At 41.1% G+C, this 24008-nt stretch carries 19 protein-coding genes; 9 read left to right on the forward strand and 10 right to left on the reverse strand.

The window, feature by feature from the left end; genetic code table 11:
• Window positions 1-53: 53 nt before the first annotated feature.
• Entirely contained in the window at window positions 54-3233 is a 3180-nt protein-coding gene (locus RS130_RS21005; RefSeq protein ID WP_316027546.1) for a glycoside hydrolase family 15 protein, read from the reverse strand.
• Between the two features lie 477 nt (window positions 3234-3710).
• Between RS130_RS21005 and RS130_RS21010 the strand changes: the two genes are divergently transcribed.
• On the forward strand, window positions 3711-4610 hold the full coding sequence (locus RS130_RS21010) for an alpha/beta fold hydrolase (RefSeq protein ID WP_316027547.1): 900 nt from the start codon (window positions 3711-3713) through the stop codon (window positions 4608-4610).
• A gap of 209 nt (window positions 4611-4819) precedes the next feature.
• Here the strand turns inward: RS130_RS21010 and RS130_RS21015 are convergent, their stop codons facing one another.
• A complete protein-coding gene (locus RS130_RS21015; protein ID WP_316027548.1) occupies window positions 4820-5584 on the reverse strand; it encodes a DUF599 domain-containing protein in 765 nt (254 codons plus the stop codon).
• A gap of 293 nt (window positions 5585-5877) precedes the next feature.
• Between RS130_RS21015 and RS130_RS21020 the strand changes: the two genes are divergently transcribed.
• Both RS130_RS21020 and RS130_RS24005 read left to right on the forward strand, forming a co-directional pair.
• A complete protein-coding gene (locus tag RS130_RS21020; RefSeq protein ID WP_316027549.1) occupies window positions 5878-6264 on the forward strand; it encodes a DsbA family protein in 387 nt (128 codons plus the stop codon).
• Window positions 6265-6295: 31 nt separating this feature from the next.
• The gene (locus RS130_RS24005; protein WP_428982820.1) at window positions 6296-6544 is read left to right on the forward strand and encodes a DsbA family protein; all 249 of its coding nucleotides are present in this window, start codon (window positions 6296-6298) and stop codon (window positions 6542-6544) included.
• 171 nt (window positions 6545-6715) lie between these two features.
• Here the strand turns inward: RS130_RS24005 and RS130_RS21025 are convergent, their stop codons facing one another.
• The 5 genes from RS130_RS21025 to RS130_RS21045 form a co-directional block, all read right to left on the reverse strand.
• Window positions 6716-6940 carry a hypothetical protein gene (locus RS130_RS21025; protein WP_316027550.1) on the reverse strand — a complete coding sequence of 75 codons (225 nt, stop codon included), beginning with the start codon at window positions 6938-6940 and terminating at the stop codon, window positions 6716-6718.
• A gap of 147 nt (window positions 6941-7087) precedes the next feature.
• Window positions 7088-9199 carry a hypothetical protein gene (locus RS130_RS21030; RefSeq protein ID WP_316027551.1) on the reverse strand — a complete coding sequence of 704 codons (2112 nt, stop codon included), beginning with the start codon at window positions 9197-9199 and terminating at the stop codon, window positions 7088-7090.
• A gap of 64 nt (window positions 9200-9263) precedes the next feature.
• Window positions 9264-10205, reverse strand: coding sequence for a hypothetical protein (locus RS130_RS21035; RefSeq protein ID WP_316027552.1), 942 nt, complete (start codon window positions 10203-10205; stop codon window positions 9264-9266).
• Between the two features lie 88 nt (window positions 10206-10293).
• Window positions 10294-10935 (reverse strand): hypothetical protein, encoded by a 642-nt coding sequence (locus RS130_RS21040; RefSeq protein ID WP_316027553.1) that lies wholly within the window; start codon window positions 10933-10935, stop codon window positions 10294-10296.
• A gap of 350 nt (window positions 10936-11285) precedes the next feature.
• Window positions 11286-12788: an Hsp70 family protein gene (locus tag RS130_RS21045; RefSeq protein WP_316027554.1), complete on the reverse strand. Its 1503-nt coding sequence runs from the start codon at window positions 12786-12788 to the stop codon at window positions 11286-11288.
• Between the two features lie 697 nt (window positions 12789-13485).
• Here RS130_RS21045 and RS130_RS21050 point away from each other — a divergent pair.
• Window positions 13486-15075, forward strand: a complete 1590-nt coding sequence (locus tag RS130_RS21050; RefSeq protein WP_316027555.1) for a sensor domain-containing diguanylate cyclase — start codon at window positions 13486-13488, stop codon at window positions 15073-15075.
• 1895 nt (window positions 15076-16970) lie between these two features.
• On the opposite strand, the gene RS130_RS21055 is transcribed toward RS130_RS21050, so the two are convergent.
• The 3 genes from RS130_RS21055 to RS130_RS21065 form a co-directional block, all read right to left on the reverse strand.
• Window positions 16971-17771 carry a substrate-binding periplasmic protein gene (locus tag RS130_RS21055; RefSeq protein WP_316027556.1) on the reverse strand — a complete coding sequence of 267 codons (801 nt, stop codon included), beginning with the start codon at window positions 17769-17771 and terminating at the stop codon, window positions 16971-16973.
• Window positions 17772-17874: 103 nt separating this feature from the next.
• Window positions 17875-18936, reverse strand: coding sequence for a general secretion pathway protein GspB (locus RS130_RS21060; protein ID WP_316027557.1), 1062 nt, complete (start codon window positions 18934-18936; stop codon window positions 17875-17877).
• A complete protein-coding gene (locus RS130_RS21065; protein WP_316027558.1) occupies window positions 18929-19840 on the reverse strand; it encodes an ExeA family protein in 912 nt (303 codons plus the stop codon). Before RS130_RS21065 ends, RS130_RS21060 begins: the two co-directional genes overlap by 8 nt.
• A gap of 168 nt (window positions 19841-20008) precedes the next feature.
• On the opposite strand from RS130_RS21065, the gene RS130_RS21070 reads away from it, so the two are divergent.
• The 5 genes from RS130_RS21070 to RS130_RS21090 all read left to right on the forward strand — a co-directional run bounded on the left by RS130_RS21070 (window position 20009) and on the right by RS130_RS21090 (window position 23777).
• Entirely contained in the window at window positions 20009-21247 is a 1239-nt protein-coding gene (locus tag RS130_RS21070; RefSeq protein WP_316027559.1) for a multifunctional CCA addition/repair protein, read from the forward strand.
• A 14-nt stretch (window positions 21248-21261) separates the two neighbouring features.
• On the forward strand, window positions 21262-21915 hold the full coding sequence (locus tag RS130_RS21075) for a dUTP diphosphatase (protein WP_316027560.1): 654 nt from the start codon (window positions 21262-21264) through the stop codon (window positions 21913-21915).
• 235 nt (window positions 21916-22150) lie between these two features.
• Complete coding sequence (locus RS130_RS21080) at window positions 22151-22402, forward strand: response regulator (RefSeq protein ID WP_316027561.1); 252 nt, start codon at window positions 22151-22153, stop codon at window positions 22400-22402.
• 11 nt (window positions 22403-22413) lie between these two features.
• Window positions 22414-22554 (forward strand): response regulator, encoded by a 141-nt coding sequence (locus RS130_RS21085; RefSeq protein WP_316027562.1) that lies wholly within the window; start codon window positions 22414-22416, stop codon window positions 22552-22554.
• On the forward strand, window positions 22551-23777 hold the full coding sequence (locus RS130_RS21090; RefSeq protein WP_316027563.1) for a tetratricopeptide repeat protein: 1227 nt from the start codon (window positions 22551-22553) through the stop codon (window positions 23775-23777). The genes RS130_RS21085 and RS130_RS21090 overlap by 4 nt, the downstream gene beginning before the upstream one ends.
• The last annotated feature ends 231 nt before the right edge of the window (window positions 23778-24008 follow it).

Below are 24008 nucleotides of genomic sequence, written 5' to 3' on the forward strand. Positions count from 1 at the left end.
TTGAGGTACGCTTTAATCAAGCCACCTAGATTTGTATATCGACTAGTGAAAGATTAACTATCGACCAACAAATGAGCCAATGCCGAAATAATAAAGGCAGTGGTTTCCTGTGGCAGCCTCTCGTAGAAACACCCCCAAGCATCGATTTTATGTTCATGATAGTCAGCTTGTCTGTCAGGATAGGTTTCAATGTAAGCCAAATTCACTGCATGACCAATGGCCACATCTACCACTATCTCTTCATCAATGATCAAACTAGTATTTTGTTCAAAGTAACTCGCCAAGGCATTTAATGCTTCGATACTGAGCTGACGATATTCAGCAGATTGAATATTATTTAGCATATGCTCAGTTAACATCGCAAATGAGGTTTCGCCTGGCGTCATATCACTCAACACAAGATCACTACAGATACGATTTCGTTTATCCATTTTACTACCGATCACCAAGCCTTTAGTGTGATGCAGTATTAACCATATGCGATTATTGAATTCGGCAGAACGCCTATCGATTATACCTTGGTGTTGACGCCAAGCTAGCCACCCATCGCTAGGTGCTTCTAGTGCCTCCAGCCCAAGGTTTTGCTTCCAGCTAAGCTTATCATGGTTGCCTTTAACATGCAGCTTCTCGATACTTTGCGGCAAGTCAGACAATGAGTGATAATCTTCCATCACCTGCTCTAGCCTTTTTTGAATAGTCGAAGGAGACATTGCCATTAAGGTGTCATATGCCATGTCTGCAGGCACTTTTTCAGCTCGGACAATTTGGCTGGTTAATAACACAATAAAATGACTCACTCTTATAGTAAGCAGCTCACTAAACAGCTCTGGCTTAGATTTAACCAACAAACCTAAACACAGCAATACTTCTTGAGTCAGTATTTTGTCTCGTACATCTTCACGGCAAAAAGTTTGGATTTTAGCTAATAATTCAGCGTCAGATAAGGGCCGAGTAATCAAAGAAGCTTCACTATATGACTGGCCAACTTGAATAATTTTCTGTGCCACAAGCAGCGCACTGACCGCCAATCCTAAGTCACCATCTGCTTTACCCAATAACCCCGAAGCTTGACGTAGTACCGACCAAATTCGTAAATTACCCGCGTTACGATATACCTCTTCGGTTAGCTCTCTTAATTGATAGCTATTGCCCTTGATAACGACGGTATGTTGTAAACTGTGTAACTTGATCAAGTGCGTTAGTAACGCAATTTGCTCGTGCATATTGCTACTAGTGCTTAACCGTTTAATTAACTGCTCGCTATCATTATTCAATCCTATTTCGACACTTTCTAGCTGACTAATAGGTAATTGTTTACCTTTAGTCACTAAGCATCCAAATTCAGTTCTTAGGCAAGCTAACGGAGTGCTAGGTAAAGAATAGCCATGAAGCTGATCAATTCGTTCGTGGGCAGCCGTAGCACTTAATTGCGCTACCGTTCCTTGCAATACTGGTGTACTAGCAATTTCACCGTTGTCGATTTCTTTCATTAACTGATAAAACGAAGTGCGATCTGTGTCTAACAAACTATGAGTTAACAATACTGTCACTATGGGTCGACCAAGTTCAGTCCAATTACGATGTAAATAATGAAGTTCACTTTTAAAGCGTCTTATTAAAAACTCTAAGTCATAGCTTAGGAAAAACGATTGCTGTGTAAAAGATGGCGTTAAACACAAGACTCTTGATTGTCCCAATACATATATGCGACTAGTAGTGAGACTTTTAGGCATCCGATTAGTACGGCCAGATAAACCTAAACTGTCACAACGACCAATTTGAGCATGCACACTGGCAATGTCCTCTGGTCGACATACTTTCACCGGGGCAATACTGTCGAGACTCTCTGTTCTAACCCCATGATCCATCAACTCTTGCTGTAGCGCTTCATCTTCAGCCAAAAATACCAGTTGAACCACTGGTGGAGAAGACGGCTTAATATGTCTCCTACCTAGGGGATCTAAGTCATCAGGAAGTATCAATCCGTCTTGTAACATTTTACCAAGTAAGAATAAGCTCTGCGCCCAAACTAATGGCACATTTTCATTTGGTACACGATCTTGAGAGTCAGGATTCTTACGCTCTAACTCTATGTTTTCTTTTGGCACATAATAAAGCTCGGGCAATAACAAGTCGCCGTTTTGCTCGACCAATACCGAATCCAGTTTCTGGCGATAATGCAGAATTTGCTCTTTGTCATCACGAAAAATGGCATCTAAATATAAATACGAGAAAAACAGCGGCCATTCAGATTCAATATGTTCGAACTGTTTTAATTCTTGCTCTTCGTAATGTAAACGCCCTTCATCTTCTGGCTCGGTTTGATGGCCATCTCGAAGAAAACGCTTTAAACCATAACGCCCCTCCAATTTAGCAATAATTTCGTTGCGAACTTTGCCAGACTGCTCTGGATCAGCCACGGCAAAGGCTGGGTAACCCACCACACTCAGTAAAGCGGCATCAATTTCCTTGGTATTTGACTCCCGTGGTAACAACGCCTTCAAGGTAATATTGGCTTGCGCAATATTGTCGGGTACCACATGGATCACTGAACTTTGGCCCCCTTTAGCACCATACAAGTTAAATCCAGACAAGGCTTCTAAAGCGGCTTTGGCCATCCCTAAAGAGCTAGAGTTTAACTCGACATTACCGCTGTTGGTTTTAGCGCCTCGCTCCCATATTCCAAAATCAGGCGTACGATATGCTCGTTCAATGTAATACACCAAATTTTGAATAAAGCAGACTTCTTCGTCGGTCCAAATTAAATCAAGTCCTGAACCTATCATTTGCGTTAAGGTTAGTAAGAATACCGAGGTTGCATCAATCTGTAGATGCCCCCATTCGTGATCTGCCACCACGCTATCACCTGTAGCGGTATCATATTTGGCGTGCAATGAATCCATTGGGTTTCTAGATTTTTTAAAGGCCTCTACTTTGGCAGACTGAGTCATCATAGAGCGTAACAAAGCCCGCATTAATTTAACGGTTCTCTGTTCTAATTCGTAACCACGACCATTGTCGTTATCTAATTGACGATAGGCTAAAGCTAAGCCCCATACGGCTAAAATACTGTATACGTTATCTCTGACCCATGCATCTTGGTAGTTACCATGGACGGTGATTGCGGTACTCGCAGGCAACAAGCCCGATAATGGATGTTGTTTGTCAATAATAACGGTTTTAATTTGTTTATAATATTCTTCTAGACTGGTGTGTAATTTAAGATTTTTCACAGTAGATCCTTGTATAACGTAAACCCTAGTTATGCGTGCTGGCGGTGACTCACAGCATCGCAAGATGTAAAATCAAAATCACTTTCAGTGTCTCTGAGGTTTTACGGTAATTTATATAATATGTGTCAACTCGCAGCAAGGTTTGCGCCAATTGACTGAATTTCATGTAAGCAAAGGAGAAACATTCATAGGTGAATTGTATCCCTGCGTATTTATTGAGCTAATAGGTCTTATTGGCAACTAAAGCACCTTGCCTCGGGTAAAACCAAATTCAGCAGTTTACCCTTATCGCTCCAATTGAGGGCGATCATGCCTATAGTTCCCCCATAATGTCTACGAATAATTTGGACTAGGTTAAAACATCTCAGATTTCATCCAATCATCATAAAGCTCTGTAAAAATATAATAATATTGGGCGACATCTAAACCGAGGTTTATCGATGTCACATCAGAGAATAGAAAATTAGACTAGTTGGTATGAAAACAATCGTAACAAAATCTGGCATCAGCATAAATTATCAAGCGCAAGGTGACAAATCTGCCCCCGTTATCATCATGATCATGGGCTTAGGTGCACAAATGACCATATGGCCTGATGAGTTGTATTTAGGCCTAGTTGATAAAGGTTATAGAGTCATTCGTTTTGACAACAGAGACGTAGGCTTATCTAGTCAATTAGAAGAATGGGGCAATCCTAGCCTATTAAAAGCATGGCTCAGTAAACGCTTACCCAATCGGTATTCCACACCCTACAAGCTAGAAGATATGGCCAAAGATGTTCTCGAATTAATGGCCGCACTGAAAATAAAGAAGGCCCATTTTGTTGGCGCATCCATGGGAGGCATGATTGCACAGATTTTAGCCTCTCAGCATAAGAAAAAAGTACTCAGTTTAACCTCTATTATGTCGGCAACCTCTCCTATTGTGTCAGCCTCGAATCTGAAGATCATGCTAAAACTAGGGAGTCGGCCACGGATGACCAATAGCGAAGCAGCTATCCGTTACAATATCAGAATGAATCAATTAATCGGCAGTCCTGCATATCCCAGAGATGAATTAAGTTTACACAAACAAGCTAAACGTAGTATCGAGCGAGCCTATAATCCGCTAGGGGTTAAAAGACAATTAGCCGCCTTAACGGCCAGTGGCGACAGACGAAGCAGCCTGCACATGATAAAAGCGCCAACCCTAGTTATTCATGGTGCAGATGACCCAATTATTCCACGTCGAGGCGGGGAACAAACGGCTGAGAGTATTCGTAAGGCTAAACTAAAAATTGTACAAGGTATGGGGCATGACTTTCCGCCAGAATTGATGCAAAAAATGACTAAGTGGATTGCTAAGCACGTAAAAAAAGCAGAAAAAAACACAAGATGAAAAAACAACAAAAGAAAAGCCGCCCCCTGTCGGCCTGCTAACTCAACCAAACCAATCACTAGACTGGATTAGTAGAACAGTGATGCCCCTGCTCTACTGTCTGCCTCGCAGTATTTGAAAGGGAGCAACCATTCTTTCATACTTAGGCTTTGTTCAAGAAACGCTGGATGCATGCAAAGGGAGCATTTATCAATATGGCTTAGTAAAAGTTACGAGTCTGACTTTTCAGGTTTAGGATCTAGCGTATAGTCTCTCAACTCTGGGGCATAGGTATCTCGTAATATTTCAAGCACCGGAGAATGAAAGTCACGCATATACAAAATATAAGTCACCCAAATAGTCGCCACCATAAACACTACCGGATGTAAGAACCAAGTAGAGGCAGCTATACCATAGTAATAAGAACGAATACCGCGATTAAACTCGTTACCGGCGCAAGAGTTCACTCGCGCCATACGTTTAGCCGTTTTTAATCTAAATTCTTCAGAAGGCATGTTGTCACGAAAAGGACTACCGCCAATCAGAATACATAAAAAGTTGAATTGTCTCAGAGACCAAGTGAATTTAAAGTAAGCGTTTACGAAAATAAAGATGAGTAACAGCAATTTAAGTTCAATCAAACCACTCGACACTTCTTGCGCAAATGGCATATCTTCAGAAAAACTCAACAAACGTTCTACCGAGCCAACTAAAGCAAATAAACCAGCGATAATATAAATGGTAGTTGAAGCATAAAATGACACACTGGCCATTAAGTTGCTGACTAAACCAGCACACGCCACCGGTATTTCTCTAGCAGCCGATTCCATAGCCCACTGTAAACGATACTCATGGGTTATACCTATTAGTCCTTTTCGGCCCATTTTTCCGCGTTCTAAAATAAAACGATAGCCCATCCAGCAGCTAAAAAATAACGCCAAGCTTAAATAATCTACCCATGATAAGAGTAAGATAATGTTTTTCAAATCATCCATATTTTTGTGCGCCTTATACCAAAATATATGTCAGGTGTTTATTTGGCTAAAGCTTACAAGCAAATTTACTAGCCGTGAAATAATCACGCCATTAAATACGAAATAGGTTTTATTTTCTACGCTTTAATTAATGTAATTTACTTTATAATCCGTCTATTACAATGAACAGTATGATTTAACGAACATCATAAATTGTTGGCTACTGTGATGAAACGCATTTCTAATGCTCTAGTTCGGCTTAGTTAATGCTAAAATTAAAGCATAAAGTTTAGCCACTGAGAGGGACACAAATAGTGAAAACCTGCAATACTTGGACATGGCCGACATTAATCTATCTAGTACTGGCTATATTCTTTAGTCAGCCTAGTTACTCCGCCTCACCATCTATTAGGCCAATATCCATAGAATCGGATCATATTTATGGGTCTATCGAGGCGCCCGTCAGCATCATTATGTATTCGGATTTCTTTTGTCCTTATTGTAAAAAATTACGTTTAACCTTAAAAAAACTAGTCAATCAGTCCTCAGGAAGAATTAACTGGGTATATCGACATTTTCCATTAGAAGGTGATGATTCAACAAATCTGCGTCAGGCCAATGCAATTGAATGTACTAGTAAAATGTATGGCAATGAGCAATTTTGGACATTAACCCAAACTTTATTCAATTTACCTCAATAACAGATCAGAAAATGTAGATAATCTAATTGCCTTGGCGGCTCAAAAATCAAACATAAATGCCGAAAGTTTATTACAGTGTATAAACAGTAATAGATACAAAAAGCTTATTCAACAAGATCAACAGGAAGCAAAAAAACTAGGCTTAACAGGAACCCCTGGAGTGGTTTTCATAAACAATAAAAACAACAAAACGATAGTGAAACAAGGCGCTCTTAGTTATGCAAACCTCAATAAGTTTATTCGTTCAGTTACTGATCATAGCATTCTATTAACCCATTAAATCATGATTTAGCTGTACAGTTATATCATTCTAGCTAACCTGAATTAGGGACTGCAGGAACTCGTTTGAGTAAGTAACTCCAGGCATAAAAAAGCTCGGAGTGAATACGTTAAAGCTTAAAATTCGTGCAATAACATTTCAATCCGAGCGATTACTATTCAATAATTACCGTTATTTCTGTGCTCGTAATTTAATTTTTTCAACCGCTTTTTCACGACGCTCTTTTTTACGGGCCTCTAACAGCTGCTTTTTATGCGCATTAGACTTCTTGAGCTGTGCAAGCTGCTGTTTTTTAACTTCTTGTATGACTTCAGCGTCTGCTTGAGCGTTTACGTAGGTACTGGATAGCGCCAAACCTAGCACCGTTAACAAGGCAATTTTAAATTGTTTGTTCATTTTATCATTCCTAATCATTCTGTAATCGCCGACCAGAGGCCGGCGAAACGTTAAACACCTATTGTGGGATAGCATCCCATGACCATTCAATCAACACTTCATCGTGGCGAATAACAGGAGATTGGCCTGCAATTGGACGACAATTGTCTACATACGCATCACGATAATAATTGGTCTGGTAATTAGCACTTGAGAAATAATAATAACCATAGGTACCACGGTAATACTATAATTACCATTTTCATCGGTCATAAAATCGATCGAATTAGAATTGTAATAAGTAGTAAATTCTTCATTGGCGATAGGTTCACCAAATACATCGACAAATTTCCCTTCAACTACACAACTTAGGGTACTGTCTAAATCGATATATTTAGTACCACTAACACTTGAAACATTGCCGTAAAAATAGTTAGACGGATTGGATGAAGATACATTCAAATACCCTAAATAAGCGTCAGCCATAAATTCGCCATTGCTATCTGTTGTACCAGATAAATCTATCTCGCCACCATCATTGTTATTCCAAAAGCGAGAAGTAAAACTAATATTAATATCAGGCAAAGGGGCGTTATTAACATCAAATACAGTAACCACGACCGGTACGGTAGTTTGCAAGTTACCTAAATCTACTACACTGCCATCGGTACTGTAGTTATGTACATTATTGTTTTGATAATTCCATTCATCAGCAATTCGATAACTATGTCCAACATGTAGGTCACCTACAGGGGCCATGATTGGGCCAAATGCATCGACTGAATTCGTCAGGTCTAGCAGATTATTCCCTCCAAAAGAAGAATGCGCACCGAAATCATAGAAACTCGTGTTCATGTAGAAATAAGATATATCTGCCGACTCTATATCATCTGGCATATATACCTCTCCACTCACGGGCCCCCAAAGAACCGGTAAATGCAAATCAAACTCACAGACAGTTGTACCATCAGCAACAACTGAGCATTCGGTTAGTGTGCCATTTTCACCTTCTCCATAATAAGAATTATCAATCCTAAACTCAGTACTCCAAGGACTACCAAAGTGCTCATAACTAACTAATATCGCGCCAAAATCGCCGTACCCTTGAAATTCATCAATACAGCTGGCTAGATTGATATTGAAACGATAATTACCACTTGCGTCGGTCACAGTACTATCTTGAAGATCTACGCCATCCATACAGTTATAGTTAACGTAATCCAGAATTTGATTGGCGTAAGGTAAACCATCTGTATCATATAACACGCCACTTACTTCAAACTCAAAACTAGCTGCAACAGGCACCCAGCGGTTAGCAGTTGAAAATAAGCCTTCATCGTCCATTGCTACCAATTCAATTTTACAATATTCAATTGGATAGCTGAGCGTATCTGGCGCAGTCATTACCGCAGTGAATTGCTCACCAGAGGGACCGCTGTCACTAGCAGGAGTCATAAATTCTGAACCGTTGGTGTTACCGTAATATCCACAATTTACCGACCAGTCTAAAGTTACGACTGAGTTTTCAGGATCAGTTACCGTCGCTTTTACGTCTGCTGTTTCACCCGGTAATAATGTCCCACTGCTCACACTAAATTCCATGATAACAGGCGGTAGATTCACGTCAGCCGTTAGAGGCAAAATGCCGTTATCATCAGACTGATGATCGAGATTCATACATGTACCAGATTGAGAATTACTCAAACAGCTGCCTTGTACACTAGGCGTATTGAATATTGCGGCGTCGGCAGTAAGTTGAGTCAAACTATAAGTATTATCTCCATCGTCTGACAAATAGAATTTACTACCACCGATATTGGTATAGACCTTAATTTGTTCGGGGTTATCTATATCAGTCGTGATCTTAACGGTAAAGGAATCAAAATCGGTATTTCCACCATCATTTGAACAAACTCTAGAAGGCGAAGTGCCATTGTAAGTCACGCCTTCAACATACCAAGCCAAGCCGTCTAAGTCGGCATCATTTGATTCAGACTCAATGCTGTACTTCATGCAAGAATGAGTAGAGATGGGTTGATCGTAGTTCCACCAAGTAAAGTGCGCGACTCGACCACAGATTTGCAGTTCACCATCACGGTTTTCAACCGTACCTTGGCCTTCTTCCTTCCAAAGGCCGGCCTGCTCGTCGTAATACCAAAGAGGAACAACATTACCAAGCTCTAAACCAGATGTGGCCTTCATACAGACTTCTGCGGTTTCGCTAAGGGCAAGCGCGGTGATTTCATTACCGTCTTGATCCACTAGATCAAATTCCATCATACCGAATGTTTCAAGGGTAACCTGTCCATCATTCGGATCGGCATCTGCGGGTAAGGCTAATAAATCACCTCCTTGGCGCTGACAATATATCGTCGGTTTCAGGATCTAAATAAGTGATTTCGCCGGTGATACTAGACACTCCAGCTGGCAGAGCTACGGTTGGAATAGTTAACGAGCCAACAGGTGCGCCATCTTTATCAATGTCGACACCTTGCGTGACATCGTCTTCTTCTGTAATGACTTTTGATACTTGTTGTAAATCAATCGTCACTTGATACTCGGTTTTACCTGTTTGCCAAATGACTTTTGGATTGCCCGTGGCAAACCCTTCTGCCACAACTTCGACTGGAAAGAACTTATCGATACCGTCAGAAGATAACTCACCGTTACCCACATTAGCAGTAAACTCTCCACTCAAATCAGTATTGGTATTGACTGTGTTTGTACCTACCTTAACAGCAGCTAAATCAACGGCAGCACCATTACCATAGACAAGTCCCACAATAGTAATACACTCGTTGTTTGGATCTGTGGGGCAAATATCGTCTGAGTCTGGGATCCCATCATCATCGGTATCTGGATCGGTTTCTTCTATATATTGTTGAACTTCTAGCGTGTACTTAAAGGCTCCACGTTTTCTGGCAAACCAAACACGTGTTGTGTCCTCTACTGACGCTAGATCGAAATACGGGTAGCCATTGCTATCAGTACCGGTAGCATTCATCACATCCATAGTGGATGCAGTAACCACTAAACGTAGCATACCCGACAAATCCTCTGTACTGGCGACAGCCATGGTATTGTCGGTGTAGTAACCGGTACCGCGAATATAAAAACGCTGACCTTGTGTAATTGTAACCTCTTCTACTTTTTGCCAACTACCACCGACAGCGATAACAGCAAAAGCACTAAAAGAAATTTGACTAATTAAAGCGGCAAAAAGACAAAAGAGCCAAGCACGATTGCTTCGCCCTTTGGCTTGATTAAAAAAACCTAAACTTACCATTTCCCTTCTCCTTGTCTTAACGACAGGTCCGCCAACAGACTTCAGACTTGTTAGTCAATCCAGCCGGTAAGAAATAATAATGTAATTCTTAAGCGCGAGTACGCTTAAGCCAAATTAAACTTGCTACAAATAAAAATAGTGTCGCTGGTGCAGGCACCGTAGTTATTGGCGCGAAAACTTCTGTAATGTCGATATTAGAAACGGTAAGCGTATCACCAAGAACTAAATCTCCATCTAGCACACCAAATTCTATTGACACGTTGTCGCCAGCATAAGCCGTAACATCAAAACTTCCGCCTAGGGTTAAATCTTTTAGGATGATATCCATATCATCTTTAAGGTAGGCAAAAGCAAAATCATCAAGCGCATCAGTAAGATCAACTAAAATATCCAAAGACAACCACAAACTACTGCCCATCAAAATGCTATCTAACTGAAAATCTTGAAACATGACAACTTCCCAGACTTCACCTCCAGCCGCATCTAAATTGGTGGTTAAGGTGGCACTATCTGCAGCGGTTGAATAGCTATCTGGATAAGTCGAAAATAAATCTCCAGAAGAAGAAATATCGTCAACTCCATCATAAACAGTCACCGCTGCCTGCCAATTATCAAATCCTGAGCTGAAATCTGAATTTAACAATGTAGCATTGGCATTCAAACCAATACACAAACTAGTAAGCAATAAAAACGATTTTGCGAGGTGTTTAAAATTTGTACTCTTACACATATTTTTCTCCATAAAAAACAACGTAATTTCATTAAAAACTTGTCGATAAGACCTGACTTACAGCCAAGTTGAAGTTGAGCAGCAAGAAGTAGACCTGCAAAAAACTACTGTTTATATTTCAACCAGTTACTGAAATCACTCGATATGAATGTAAATACAATGACAACAAATTGTAAAAAATACTGACGATTTTTACTAAAAAATTGCAAGAAGGTGTGACCGTATTATAGAAGAGAATTTTCACCCATAGGCAGCCCATCCATCATAGTGGCTAAGTCATTGTCGAAACACCTGTAGGTGAAAATATCGCTTATTGTTTCGCTACCTTAACCTGAGTCCATACATTGAGCTCAGGTTAACTTATGTGCTTGAATGGCTAACCCTTCACACACCGAGTTAAATGCATCTCCTTCAAGCAAGGGTAAGTCTGGCAACATCACCTCCTGTAGTTCCTTTTTGACGATGGGCGACAAGCTCATTCCTCCGGTAATAAACAACATTTCTGGCTGTTCGGCACTCTTTTGCAAGCACTCGGTGACTAAACTTTTCACTCTACGTAACCAAGACAACATAGAGCGATTTAGGTCATCAAGGTTGATGTTTACATCATAATCAGCCTCGATATAGTGCAAAGGTAGGGTGATTGCATCTTTTGACGAAAGCAACTCTTTCGCTAAACGCGAAGAGTTAACCAGCCTAGCCGATAGTTTTTCTTCTTGCACCGTTTGTAGACGTAAAATCAAACTAGGATCTTTTACCATACATCGGGTTTGCGCTATTTCGAGACCATAATCATCTGAGAAGAAATGATCAAGTTTAGGAATATTATCCACTGCACACATATCCGAATAATAGGTGGGAGGCACCGGTAGGCCATTAAACATCAACTGCCCCAAACCCATTGTTGGCGCAATAGATTTAACAATTAAATTTTTGTCGCACTCCATGCCGCCTAACCGAGTCCCCGTCACTGACAATACATCTTGCTGCCTGTCTAGATCCCCTTGTTTGTCTGGCGATAAGCGAATACAACAAATATCAGTGGTACCGCCCCCAATGTCCACCACTAATGTATTGGTGGCTTTATCTAAGGTTTGTTCGATTTTATAGGCTGCAGCGATGGGCTCTTCCAAAAACTCAACATGCTTGAATCCTGCTTTGTGAGCAGCCTGTTGCATAATGTCAATCGCTTGACTATTACCTTCTTGACCTCGAGTACCGTGAAACTTAACCGGCCGACCAATGACGGCAGTGTCAACTGTTTGTTGCAGTTGTTGTTCGGCACTTTCTCGGAAAAACGCCAGTTGTTTAGCAATCATGCCAACAAAAGCTTGTTGTTGTCCTGCAACTAAGCTGGCGCCCAAAAAGTTTTTAGGCGAATAAATCAAACGACCTTTTTCAGGTGTTTTTAGGTACCGTTTAAACCCTTCTTCACCAAAGGCAAACTTGCCCGTTTCCACCAGCTGTTGCAAAGACAGGTCTTGCACGGTCATATCTTTCAATAACAGTTCTATGGCTCGGCGTTGTAATTCAGGCAGATTATGAAATTGAGATCTTAATTCAGATATCTTATCGCTATAAACTTGCTGTTCACGTGGGTCTTGCGCTTCGTAGTAGCTTTCTTTAGCTTTATCTATTTGTTCGGTAATAGCGCGTTTAATTTGCGCCACTTTCGCTTCAATGACGGGCACAGGTGGTCTTGGCAGTTCGTGCTCATAGTAAATAAACACAGATGACCGGATTTTATTCGCTTCATGCATTGCAGGGTCAAGCTTTATAAAATGATGCTCTTGACCATCAAAGTAAACCACTTCGGAGTTTGAAGTGCCGTAATCTATACCTATTGCTGCCATTATAACCGTAGACGAATGTTGTAAATAAAGTCGCGGATTGTAATAGAAAACCAACCAGCATTCAAAGCAACTGGCTTAAAAACCAGTAATGTAAATAAGCAGCCCCTGCATAACGCTATTTGCGCCTGTTGGATTGAATTTTAAAGAGAGAATATGTCTAAACAACATGTCTGCTGCAAAACGCAGCTTTACAGATAAAAATTGGTAATAGAGGAGGGCTTACCATCAACTTAATTGTTAAACCAATCATAGATTTCGTCCACGTTATAAACCGCAAGGTGAATCACCAGACATCAACCAACTACCTAGCTATTTTCGCTGGCATTATTTGTTAGCGCTGATTGGCATTCATTAACATACTATTCCCCCAATTATTCTTGCGCGCATTTTTGCCCCTCCATTGACAACCATTACAGTCCCATTCGCTAGTGATGTGACGTTGTTTACACGCAGCAAGATCAGAGCAACCATTGCTAGAGAAAATTCATTCGTTACCTGTAAGAACAGAAAAACCTGTCCATTGGATCGTAGCACAGACGTTGGATTTATTGGTTAACCAATTTCAATTAAATGATTCATTTGTTGAATAGCCAATAGCTTGATGTTAAAACTCTTAATAAAAGTTAAGAATACAAATTAGTAGCTGTAATTTAAGCGGTAAATTACCCACCCACTGATATAAAGTGATTACGATTGAATGAAATACCCGATAGTTAAGTTCATAGCCTGTTTATTTTTAGTATTAACCTATACAAATTTATTTGCTGCCACTACTAACAATGCCTGTAAAATTGAGCTTATTGTTAATGGCCAAGTCACTGCGACAGAACAACTTACCCTCAATGTAGATAGCCAGCAACTTATGCCTTCAGGGAGTAATAAACTAAAATTAACCTGCTCTCTTATCGAGCAATCTGTATTTGGTTTCAACAAAGATGAAATACTTGATGTCATTTGGGACAAGAACTCGAGCAATATTTTACAACTTCCCGCCAGTCACCCTTCTTATTTGCTCCCTAGTGGCAATTTCTCGGTACTTTTTACGATTGACACCCACACAAAGTCAATGCAACAAATTTATTGGCAAGACGTGGCCATTTACTTAAATGACAGCCTTGTAAACAATACCACTATGGGGGCTTTTTATGGCCTTTGCCTCACCCTAATTTTGTATGTATTTTTTATGGGCCGCACACTTAATGATAACCGTTTTCAACTATACAGTGTGTATGTCTTTTGCGCCGCGACATTTTTTCTTTTGCAAGAGGGACAGCTAAACATAGTACTGCCCAATCATTCATTCTTACTCAGCCATCAACTGTATTTAATTTTCGCGGGCTTAACTGTTTTCAGCGCTACGGTTTTTATTGTTCGGTTGACAGACTTACACTTAACTTGGCCTAAAACATCACATTATTTCTTGACGCCTAGTGCGGCACTAGCGTTAGCCTTTTCGGTCATTATTCCATTCCTTGAACACAATGCTATCGGCAGTTTTTTCAGTCAATTGATGGCATGGCTGACCCTTTTAATAATGCTAGTCATCTTACTATTAATTGCCATCCAATCGTTTCGCAAGGTGGCAATAGCCAGATTAGTATTTCTCAGTTTGTTATTAATGGTCGCAGCTATGGTATTTCGCATTGCTTTTCATGATTTCAATCCATTTCTAACCCGTTATGCCTTGATCATTGCTTTTGCTATTGAGGCTTTTATTTTTGCCATTGCCGTGTCATCACGAGTAAAGAATATAAACTTGCAAAAAATTAAGGCCGAAAAAGACGCTAACACCGATGCCTTGTGCAAGGTGTATAACCGTAGGGGCTGGGATGTAAAAGCCAATGCGCTGCTAACCCAACACAAACAAGGCGCGGGTATTCTTAGTTTGCTATACATAGACATCAACGATTTCAAAATTATAAATGACACTCACGGCCACGATAGTGGAGATAAAGCATTAATTATCATCTCGAAAATAATAAAAAAACAAGTGAGAGAAAATGACATAGTGGGAAGAATTGGCGGTGACGAATTTGTCATAGTTGGGCTTTTTGAAAATGAAAAACAAGCCAATAATCTGGCCCATAGAATTAAAACACGTTTAAGTAGTCTCACGCTCAGAATTCAAGGGGCAGCGGATATTAGTGCGAGTGCCAGCGTTGGTCAAGTTAAATTCTCTACCTCCCCTGCGTCTGTAACGGCTATGTTAGATTTAGCAGATAAATCAATGTATCAAGCAAAACGAGAGAAAAAGAACGAACGTCAGGGTAACTTGCAAATCGACTAATAGTCAGCCAACTGCGCAGAAACTAACATGACAATACTCACTAGTGGCCAATTACAATCAATGATTACAATCAAGACACCCATGATTACAATCAACAATACAATCAAGACATATATGGACGCTCCGCTATGGTCAAGGCAATATTTGCCTCCATCTTCAATTTGAAGATGTTTACTTCTTTATTTTTATTAGCACATCAACTCTGACGATAAATAATTAATAATACAATCAAGACACCCATAACTAAATTCAATGGTCATCCTAATAAGATTTGCCTTTATGGGTGTCTCGATAAATTCCTGCTTTTCGTTCCTGCTGTCACTTATTCGGCACTGTGGATTCCTGCTAACAACATGCAGGGATGACGTTACTCACTCCCGTCATTCCGGTGGTGTTTTAAGCCGGAATCGGTTTTGCTTTTGCTTTTCGTCACTGCTGTCACTTATTCAGCCTTTGGATCCCTGCTAAAGCATGCAGGAATGACGATATCTATTCTCGTCATTCCGGTGGTCTTTTAAGCCGGAATCGGTTTTGCTTTTGCTTTTCGTCACTGCTGTCACTTATTCAGCCTTTGGATCCCTGCTAACAACATGCAGGGATGACGGTGTTGGGGGACAGGAATGACGTTGGGGTGTCATGTAGGTGTTTCCCTCCCTCGTCATTCCGGTAGTGTTTTAAGCCGGAATCGGTTTGCTTTTGCTTTTCGTCACTGCTGTCACTTATTCAGCCTTTGGATCCCTGCTAACAACATGCAGGGATGACGTTACTCACTCCCGTCATTCCGGTGGTGTTTTAAGCCGGAATCGGTTTTGCTTTTGCTTTTCGTCACTGCTGTCACTTATTCAGCCTTTGGATCCCTGCTAACAACATGCAGGGATGACGTTACTCACTCCCGTCATTCCGGTGGTGTTTTAAGCCGGAATCGGTTTTGCTTTTGCTTTTCGTCACTACAATCAAGACACCCATAACTAAATTCAATGGTCATCCTAATAAGATTTGCCTTTATGGGTGTCTCGATAAATTCCCTCGATGAATTCCTGCTTTTCGTTCCTGCTGTCACTTATTCGGCACTGTGGATCTCCTGCTAACAACATGCAGGGATGACGTTACTCACTCCCGTCATTCCGGTGGTGTTTTAAGCCGGAATCGGTTTTTGCTTTTGCTTTTCGTCACTGCTGTCACTTATTCAGCCTTTGGATCCCTGCTAACAACATGCAGGGATGACGGTGTTGGGGGACAGGAATGACGTTGGGGTGTCATGTAGGTGTTTCCCTCCCTCGTCATTCCGGTAGTGTTTTAAGCCGGAATCGGTTTGCTTTTGCTTTTCGTCACTGCTGTCACTTATTCAGCCTTTGGATCCCTGCTAACAACATGCAGGGATGACGGTGTTGGGGGACAGGAATGACGTTGGGGTGTCATGTAGGTGTTTCCCTCCCTCGTCATTCCGGTAGTGTTTTAAGCCGGAATCGGTTTGCTTTTGCTTTTCGTCACTGCTGTCACTTATTCAGCCTTTGATCCCTGCTAACAACATGCAGGGATGACGGTGTTGGGGGACAGGAATGACGTTGGGGTGTCATGTAGGTGTTTCCCTCCCTCGTCATTCCGGTAGTGTTTTAAGCCGGAATCGGTTTTGCTTTTGCTTTTCGTCACTGCTGTCACTTATTCAGCCTTTGGATCCCTGCTAACAACATGCAGGGATGACGGTGTTGGTTTTTGGAGCCCTGCTAACAACATGCAGGGATGACGTTACTCACTCCCGTCATTCCGGTGGTGTTTTAAGCCGGAATCGGTTTTGCTTTTGCTTTTCGTCACTGCTGTCACTTATTCGGCACTGTGGATCCCTGCTAACAACATGCAGGGATGACATGAGAGTGTCATGCGGATGATACGAAAGATCAGTGTTGATTCAATAACAGATAGTACTGTTGATCAATTAACGCCCTTTCGCCATTGTTGTTAATAATGGTCAACGCATTATTAAATTGATCCATCCAAGCTTGTGCGTTTTCTCGGCTTTTATTGATCACTAAACTTAATGGCACGGCCACTATTTGCTTTGGAAATATTTTAATTAGATTATTATCTAACGATAACTTGTCTGCGTTTATATGGCCATTGATTAGCCCCGCATCACTCCAACCTTTATGGACATGTCTAATACAACCTGTGCTGTCTTTAACACGGTTTACCGTCATAGATAACTTATCTACAACCTCTTTTTCCAGCGTACTCAAGGCATAATCATAAGGAAAGCAAAGACGTTTGTTTGTTAAAGATTCAATATCACTAAAATCGGCATGTTTGGCGACATACATATGAACCGGAACAAAGTTGATGGGATTCGAATATAGCAGCGTTTTAGCTCTTCGCTCAGAATAGACATAAGGAAAGGTAGCAAATAGCTTGTCTTCCCGCGTCCACTTCAGCGCTCGCTCCCACGGTAAAATGGTCAAAGAATACGACAGAGACATTTCTTCCAACACACCTTTAACTATGCTCACAGACCACCCACCGTCCGGTAAACTAGCGTCCACAAAAGGCGAGTAGTGTTTTCCAGTTGCTAGGGTTACATCCACAATTGGCTGCGCATCATGCTCGTCTGCGGCCTTTGCAATTGAGAGCATGGCTAGCGACAATGAAAGTACAATCAAGCACCTAATAATAACAACGTTAATTGGTAATAAAAACGTAGCCACACTTCATTCCTTTAGATTTATATTCCACATAGCACGCACTTTTTCATCACAGTACCCTCACTAAATACTGTGATTATTTAGCGGCATGCTGATCAAGCATTCACTACCAATCGGTCAAAGCAGCCATTGAAAACTCCTGCCCCGAAGTTTCTAAAACTACATATTGTGGCTCTATCCTCACTATTTTCACCTTCTGTGCAATGACATCCCCTTCTACCATTTTTGTACCATTTACTCTCACCCACCTTTGTTCTGGCTCAGATGCATACATATGGGCTGAGAATGACATGCTGGGTAAAGTTGTCATCACCCAAGCTGGTAATTGATCTATACGCGGAACGTCGCCTTTAGAGGGATGTTGTTGACGATCGCTAGCGACAGGTTCATCGGCAACCTGAGCGATAGCTTGATTAAACTTGTTAAGTAGCTCAGCTGAAATTTGGGGCGGCGCTTGCTCAACAACAGGCGTAGTTGGCTTCAGGTCGGCTTTGACTACTTCCGTTGGCGGCCGTTCAACCGTAACTGCAGGCGCAACATTCTCTATTTTTTCCATTGCGCTTTCATCTAGCTTGCTGCCTTTTAGTGGCTCAACGACTTCTGCACTTGGCGGTTGTGTTTTCTCATCTAGCCTGTCTTTAGCTGCGACGGGCTGATTCGCCGTATCTTCTGGTGGGGTTTGATAACTGTCACTAGGCTGCGCCAATTGCGCTGAGAAGAAGGTCAGCACACGTTGATAATTGTAGGTACTAAAACCTAGGCCAAAACCAATTAAAAATACGATTACAATTTGTAGGTAACGTTTGGCATAATATTGCCAAGCCGATGGAATATCTTGTACTGATGGTAAAAATAAACTGCGATGAAATTGATCAGACAAACTGTCGTCAATTCTAGTATTCGTCACCGCGTTACTTTCTAGCATTTTTCTGGTAGTCGATTTTGTCATCACTGGTGGCGCTGCAGATTCTATTTCTACCGTTTGTTCGGGATCAATCTCAACTTGTTGAATTCCCATTTCAAGCAGACCTTGGACCATTTTATGGCTGCTAACTAAACCGGATTTTTTAATTTTAACTGGCCCATTTTGTTTGACCACACGCACAATCACCATGCCTGACTGCAATTCTTTTGTGGTGATGATATTGCTCATATCTGAATTAGCCATTGAGTGCTGCTACCCCATAACCCGCCGCTAATGCAGCGACAAAAATCGCAAACAAAGTATAAGTCCACACTTTCCCCTGACGCTGCTTAACCACGTCGTCACCCAAAATTTGCTCAGCTGCAGCAACAAACAAATGCTGAGGAACAACCGGTAATTGCTTAGTAAAAGTAAGGGTTAAGGCACGGTCACATAAAAGATTAATGACCCTTGGAATACCGCCAGTAATATTGTATGCCGCCTTAATTGTTGCTTTAGAAAAAATACTGACGTCTCCGTTTGCCACTTGCAATCTATGACCGATATAGGCGGCGACTTCAGACTTAGACAAGGGTAATAGGTGATAGCGAGCAGTTATTCGTTGTGCCAATTGTCGTAACTCATTGCGTTTTAACAATTGTTGCAATTCAGGCTGACCGATTAGCACCACTTTTAGTAATTTTTCACGGTGAGTTTCTAAGTTGGTCAATAACCTCAATTGCTCTAACACTTCTGGCAGTAAATGCTGAGCCTCATCCACAATCAATACCGTGTTAATACCTTGTTCATGATTCTGCGCCAATTTAGCTAGAATTTGATCTGTGAAATATTTTAAACTCGCATGCTTGTCTTTGTACTCAATGCCGAGTTCATTACAGATAGTACCAAGTAGCTCTAGTGCAGATAATGTGGGATTGAGGATCATGGCGACTTGTGTGTTCACCGGCAATTGCTGCATTAACTTACGAGATACCGTGGTTTTCCCCGTTCCCACCTCCCCTGTTAACATGACGAAACCGCCGCTTTCTCTTAATCCAAAGATCAAATGGGCCAGCGCCTCTTTATGCCTTGGGCTCATGTACAAATAATCGGGATTAGGGGCGATTGAAAACGGATTATCATTTAATCCAAAATAGCTAAGATACATAAGTTAAAGTGACACATCCGTTAATAATAAAACAAGATTGAGAGGGCGCAGATAAACTAACCACTTAAGCCATTTTTGTCAAAGATATGATACAAAATATCCCTTAGAAAACCTTCTGCAATTCCTGACGATCATGCATAATATCAATTCGAATCAACAAGGTGACATATGCAGCAATATTTAGTTGGCGGAGCCGTGAGAGACAAATTGCTCAATTTACCCATTAAAGACCGAGATTGGGTAGTGGTAGGCAGTACACCAGAGCAAATGATAGCCTTAGGGTTCAAAAATGTTGGCGCCGACTTTCCTGTATTCTTACACCCCAAAAGCAAAGAAGAATACGCCTTAGCTCGAACCGAACGAAAAAACGGGACGGGGTATTCGGGCTTTAGTTGCGATGCATCGGCCGAAGTAACATTAGAACAAGACCTAATGCGGCGCGATCTTACTATTAACGCAATGGCTATGGATAAGAATGGCGAGATTATCGATCCCTACTCAGGGCAAGTAGATTTAGTCAACAAACAACTACGTCATGTATCTGCAGCTTTTGTTGAAGATCCGTTACGTGTGTTGCGGGTGGCTCGCTTTGCCGCTCGTTATCATAAGTTAGGTTTTAGCATCGCTCCCGAAACCATGGCTTTGATGGCACAAATTGTTGAAAGTGGCGAACTAAACGCCTTAACCGCAGAAAGAGTGTGGCAAGAAACCGCTCGGGCACTATTAGAAGCACACCCCGAAGTATACATTCAAACCCTACGCTCATGTGGCGCTCTCAAAGTTTGGTTTCCAGAAATAGATTTACTCTGGGGCATTCCTAATCCAGCCAAATGGCACCCTGAAATTGATACTGGCATACATGTGATGATGGTACTGCAACAGGTCGTTACACTCTCCGACAAACTGTCGGTACGTTTTGCCGCCTTAGTCCATGATTTAGGCAAAGCGCTAACCCCCATAGACAATTGGCCGTCTCATCACGGTCATGAAAAGCTTGGCCTAGACGCCATTAAAAACCTCTGCGCTCGACTCAAAGCCCCTAATGATTGTCGTGAATTAGGTTTATTAGTGAGTGAATATCATAGCCATGTGCATCGTGCGTTTGATTTAAAACCGAGTACCATTTTAAGCATGCTAAACCGCTGTGATGTATGGCGCAAACCTGAACGCTTTAAAGATTTATTGCTTGCCTGCAAAGCCGACGCACGAGGCCGAACCACCTTTGAGAGCATTCCCTACCTGCAGGCAGACTATATATGGCAAACCTATACAAATGCAGTAGCAGTGGATATTAAAGCCATTATCGACAAAGGCTTTACTGGCGCCGATATCAAAGAGCAACTGAATCAACAACGAATAAAAATCATTGCTGAGGTCAAATCGACTTACTCAGCCTCAACTCATTAGACACAGGAACTTCTATGTTAACTTCAATTCAACTCTCCGCCATGTTAACGCTACAGGATGGCATGAATACTAAGGTCAACCCTGCCTGGCTAGGCGCAGGATACGCCTATTTACGGGCGGCAATGATCGAATCTGTCGAAGGTATTGAACACCACGGCTGGAAATGGTGGAAAGCTCAACATAAAGACTTAGCTCAATTGCAAATGGAGTTAGTCGACATTTGGCATTTTGCTCTATCCGACATATTAATAAATTATGCAGGTAATATTCAACAATCTGCTGACACCATTGCAAAAGAATTAGCCTCTGGTCGCAAGCACGTGACCTTTGATGGCAAAAACTATGATTTTACTCAACAAGACATTCTCGATAATTTAGAACTAATGGCTGGATTATGCGCAGCTAAACGTTTTGACGTACCACTGTTCATCCAAATTGTAGAGCAAGCAGAAATGGATTCTGACGAGTTATATCGCCAATATGTAGGTAAAAACGTTCTAAACTTTTTCCGCCAAGATCATGGCTATAAAGAAGGTAGCTATATAAAAATTTGGCAAGGCCAAGAAGATAATGAACACCTAGTTGAAGTATTAGATAAATTAGATATCGGCTTGGCCGATTATAGTGATCAAGTATATCTGGGATTAAAGGAACGCTACCCAAATTAACTCTGCTATCTAATGTGAGCGATAAAACCAACAGTTATTCAAAGTATAATGAGTAACTGTTGTTTGTTAAAACATAAAACCACAGTAAGTACCCACTTACTTTTTGCTAAATGCAACTATTCTATTGCCCGTTAACAATGATATTACGACTAATTTAACCTTTACGCTCAATTGTACTTATTATTTTTCATTCAAATACGATAACCTCTAGGAAGATTAGGGAAATTATCACGCAATGAATTCGCAACTGGCAAAAAATACAAAAGTACTAATAGTCGATGACCAAGCATTAGCCAAAGGATATTTAAAATACTCTTTGGAAGAGCTTGGCTTTAATGACATCACTTACGTCGATAAAATAAACTTGGCATTGAATACCATCAGAAACAGACGTTACGATCTGATCATCTGCTCGTACAATTTGAAGCGGGAACAAGATGGTTATTACTTTTATGATGAAATAAAAACGAATGGTGAACTCCCTTAAGTACCGCTTTTGTGTTTATTAGCGCAGATACCAATTCAGATTTAGTGCAAAGTATAATTGAACTGCAACCCGACGACTTTCTAGCCAAACCTTTTACCGTGAAAGACTTAGATAGAAGATTAGGCCGCGTATTGGCGCGCAAAAAGCCTTGAACGATATTTACTTATCGATAGAAATAAAAAAGTATGAAGATGCCCTTGCGCAAGTTGAGCTATTTTTGGCCACTCCTAAGAACGCCGAGTTTTTCCCAATCGCGCTAAAGATAAAAGGCGAAATGTTATGTGCTGCGGGGCATTTTAAACAAGCAAAAGAATTTTACTTGGCAGTGTTAAAAGTACAACCTTTTACTTGGGCACAATTGGGCTTAGTAAACAGTTACCTAAGATTGGACGAAGACGAATCGGCTGAAAAGCTAGTTTTGCGTTTAGCCTTTAAACCCGAATCTCAACTGGCCGCGTACGACCTATTAACCGCCTTACAAATTAAACAAAATGATTTCGAAACGGCCTTAGAATGCGTATTAATGGCCACCGAGATATCACCTCGAAGTATCCGTCGGCACAAAGCCGCCATGGACTTATCACGCATTACCCATGACTACGAAATACAATTCGAAGCGGCAAAAAAGATCGTTAGGTTTGCCAAGAACTCTATTCACGATAAACCCGAGAATTACTTAAACGTTGCTCGTTCTGGTATTGATTACGCCATGACAACAGATGCAGCAGATACAGAACGGTTAATTAAACAAGCTAAAGAATATGTTAGGCAACTAAAACACGCTTTTCCAAAGGCCGAAATGAATGATCAGTTACAGGTTATTAGCGCGCGCCTATTTTATTTAAACGATGAAAAAGACAATGCGTTAGCACTTTTGGAAAAACTTGACCCAGAAAACTGGGATAACGATAGTGTTGACTCATTGTTAGACAAAGCGAAAATATTTCATGATTTAGGCTTGTATGAACGTTCTCAAGCCATGCTTGAGCAAATAGAAAATAGGTGCAAAAGTGGCGCCGAGCAAGGGGAAATATTTCTTCACTATATCCATCAAGAGAAAGATGAGAAAACCTCAATTAAGCGTAGCTCTAAAGAGCTGAATAACACAGCGGTTGGCTATTATCGTCGAGGTGATTTGGACAACGCTTTAGAGACCTTTACTCAAGCTTTTACATTGATGCCAAAAAGCACCTCTATATCTCTCAATTTATTACAAGTTATCGCACTGAAAGGGAGTAAGCTAGGCTTAAATGATAACACCACCAAATTACTCAAAAATTGTATTAGAAACATTGAAAACAGTAACCTAGATGAAGAACAACAAGAGCGTTATCACAAAATTCGCTTAACCTTAGATGAAGTCGCCAACAATTGAGACAACTAAATTGAACAAACCACAAGCCACCATCCCTGCCAATGTACGCGTAATGATAGCCTTAGTTGCCAGCCCAACATTGATGGTGATAGGCATGCTGTTTTATACACTTTTTACTAGCGGCTGGCGCAGCATATCAATCAGTATGCTAATTTTTTCCCTACTTGGTTCTGTTTGTTATTACATGGTGATTACTGGCAAGCTGCCCTAGGGCGCAAAGGCTAACTAACC

This window comes from Paraglaciecola aquimarina (assembly GCF_032464635.1).
Lineage (GTDB): Bacteria > Pseudomonadota > Gammaproteobacteria > Enterobacterales > Alteromonadaceae > Paraglaciecola > Paraglaciecola aquimarina.

Excerpts from the sequence above, each read along its gene's own strand:
- RS130_RS21010 (WP_316027547.1), top strand. The coding sequence starts at position 3,711 with ATGAAAACAATCGTAACAAAATCTGGCATCAGCATAAATTATCAAGCG.
- RS130_RS21015 (WP_316027548.1), bottom strand. The coding sequence starts at position 5,584 with ATGGATGATTTGAAAAACATTATCTTACTCTTATCATGGGTAGATTAT.
- RS130_RS21025 (WP_316027550.1), bottom strand. The coding sequence starts at position 6,940 with ATGAACAAACAATTTAAAATTGCCTTGTTAACGGTGCTAGGTTTGGCG.
- RS130_RS21030 (WP_316027551.1), bottom strand. The coding sequence starts at position 9,199 with ATGATGGAATTTGATCTAGTGGATCAAGACGGTAATGAAATCACCGCG.
- RS130_RS21035 (WP_316027552.1), bottom strand. The coding sequence starts at position 10,205 with ATGGTAAGTTTAGGTTTTTTTAATCAAGCCAAAGGGCGAAGCAATCGT.
- RS130_RS21040 (WP_316027553.1), bottom strand. The coding sequence starts at position 10,935 with ATGTGTAAGAGTACAAATTTTAAACACCTCGCAAAATCGTTTTTATTG.
- RS130_RS21045 (WP_316027554.1), bottom strand. The coding sequence starts at position 12,788 with ATGGCAGCAATAGGTATAGATTACGGCACTTCAAACTCCGAAGTGGTT.
- RS130_RS21050 (WP_316027555.1), top strand. The coding sequence starts at position 13,486 with ATGAAATACCCGATAGTTAAGTTCATAGCCTGTTTATTTTTAGTATTA.
- RS130_RS21060 (WP_316027557.1), bottom strand. The coding sequence starts at position 18,936 with ATGGCTAATTCAGATATGAGCAATATCATCACCACAAAAGAATTGCAG.
- RS130_RS21065 (WP_316027558.1), bottom strand. The coding sequence starts at position 19,840 with ATGTATCTTAGCTATTTTGGATTAAATGATAATCCGTTTTCAATCGCC.
- RS130_RS21070 (WP_316027559.1), top strand. The coding sequence starts at position 20,009 with ATGCAGCAATATTTAGTTGGCGGAGCCGTGAGAGACAAATTGCTCAAT.
- RS130_RS21075 (WP_316027560.1), top strand. The coding sequence starts at position 21,262 with ATGTTAACTTCAATTCAACTCTCCGCCATGTTAACGCTACAGGATGGC.
- RS130_RS21080 (WP_316027561.1), top strand. The coding sequence starts at position 22,151 with ATGAATTCGCAACTGGCAAAAAATACAAAAGTACTAATAGTCGATGAC.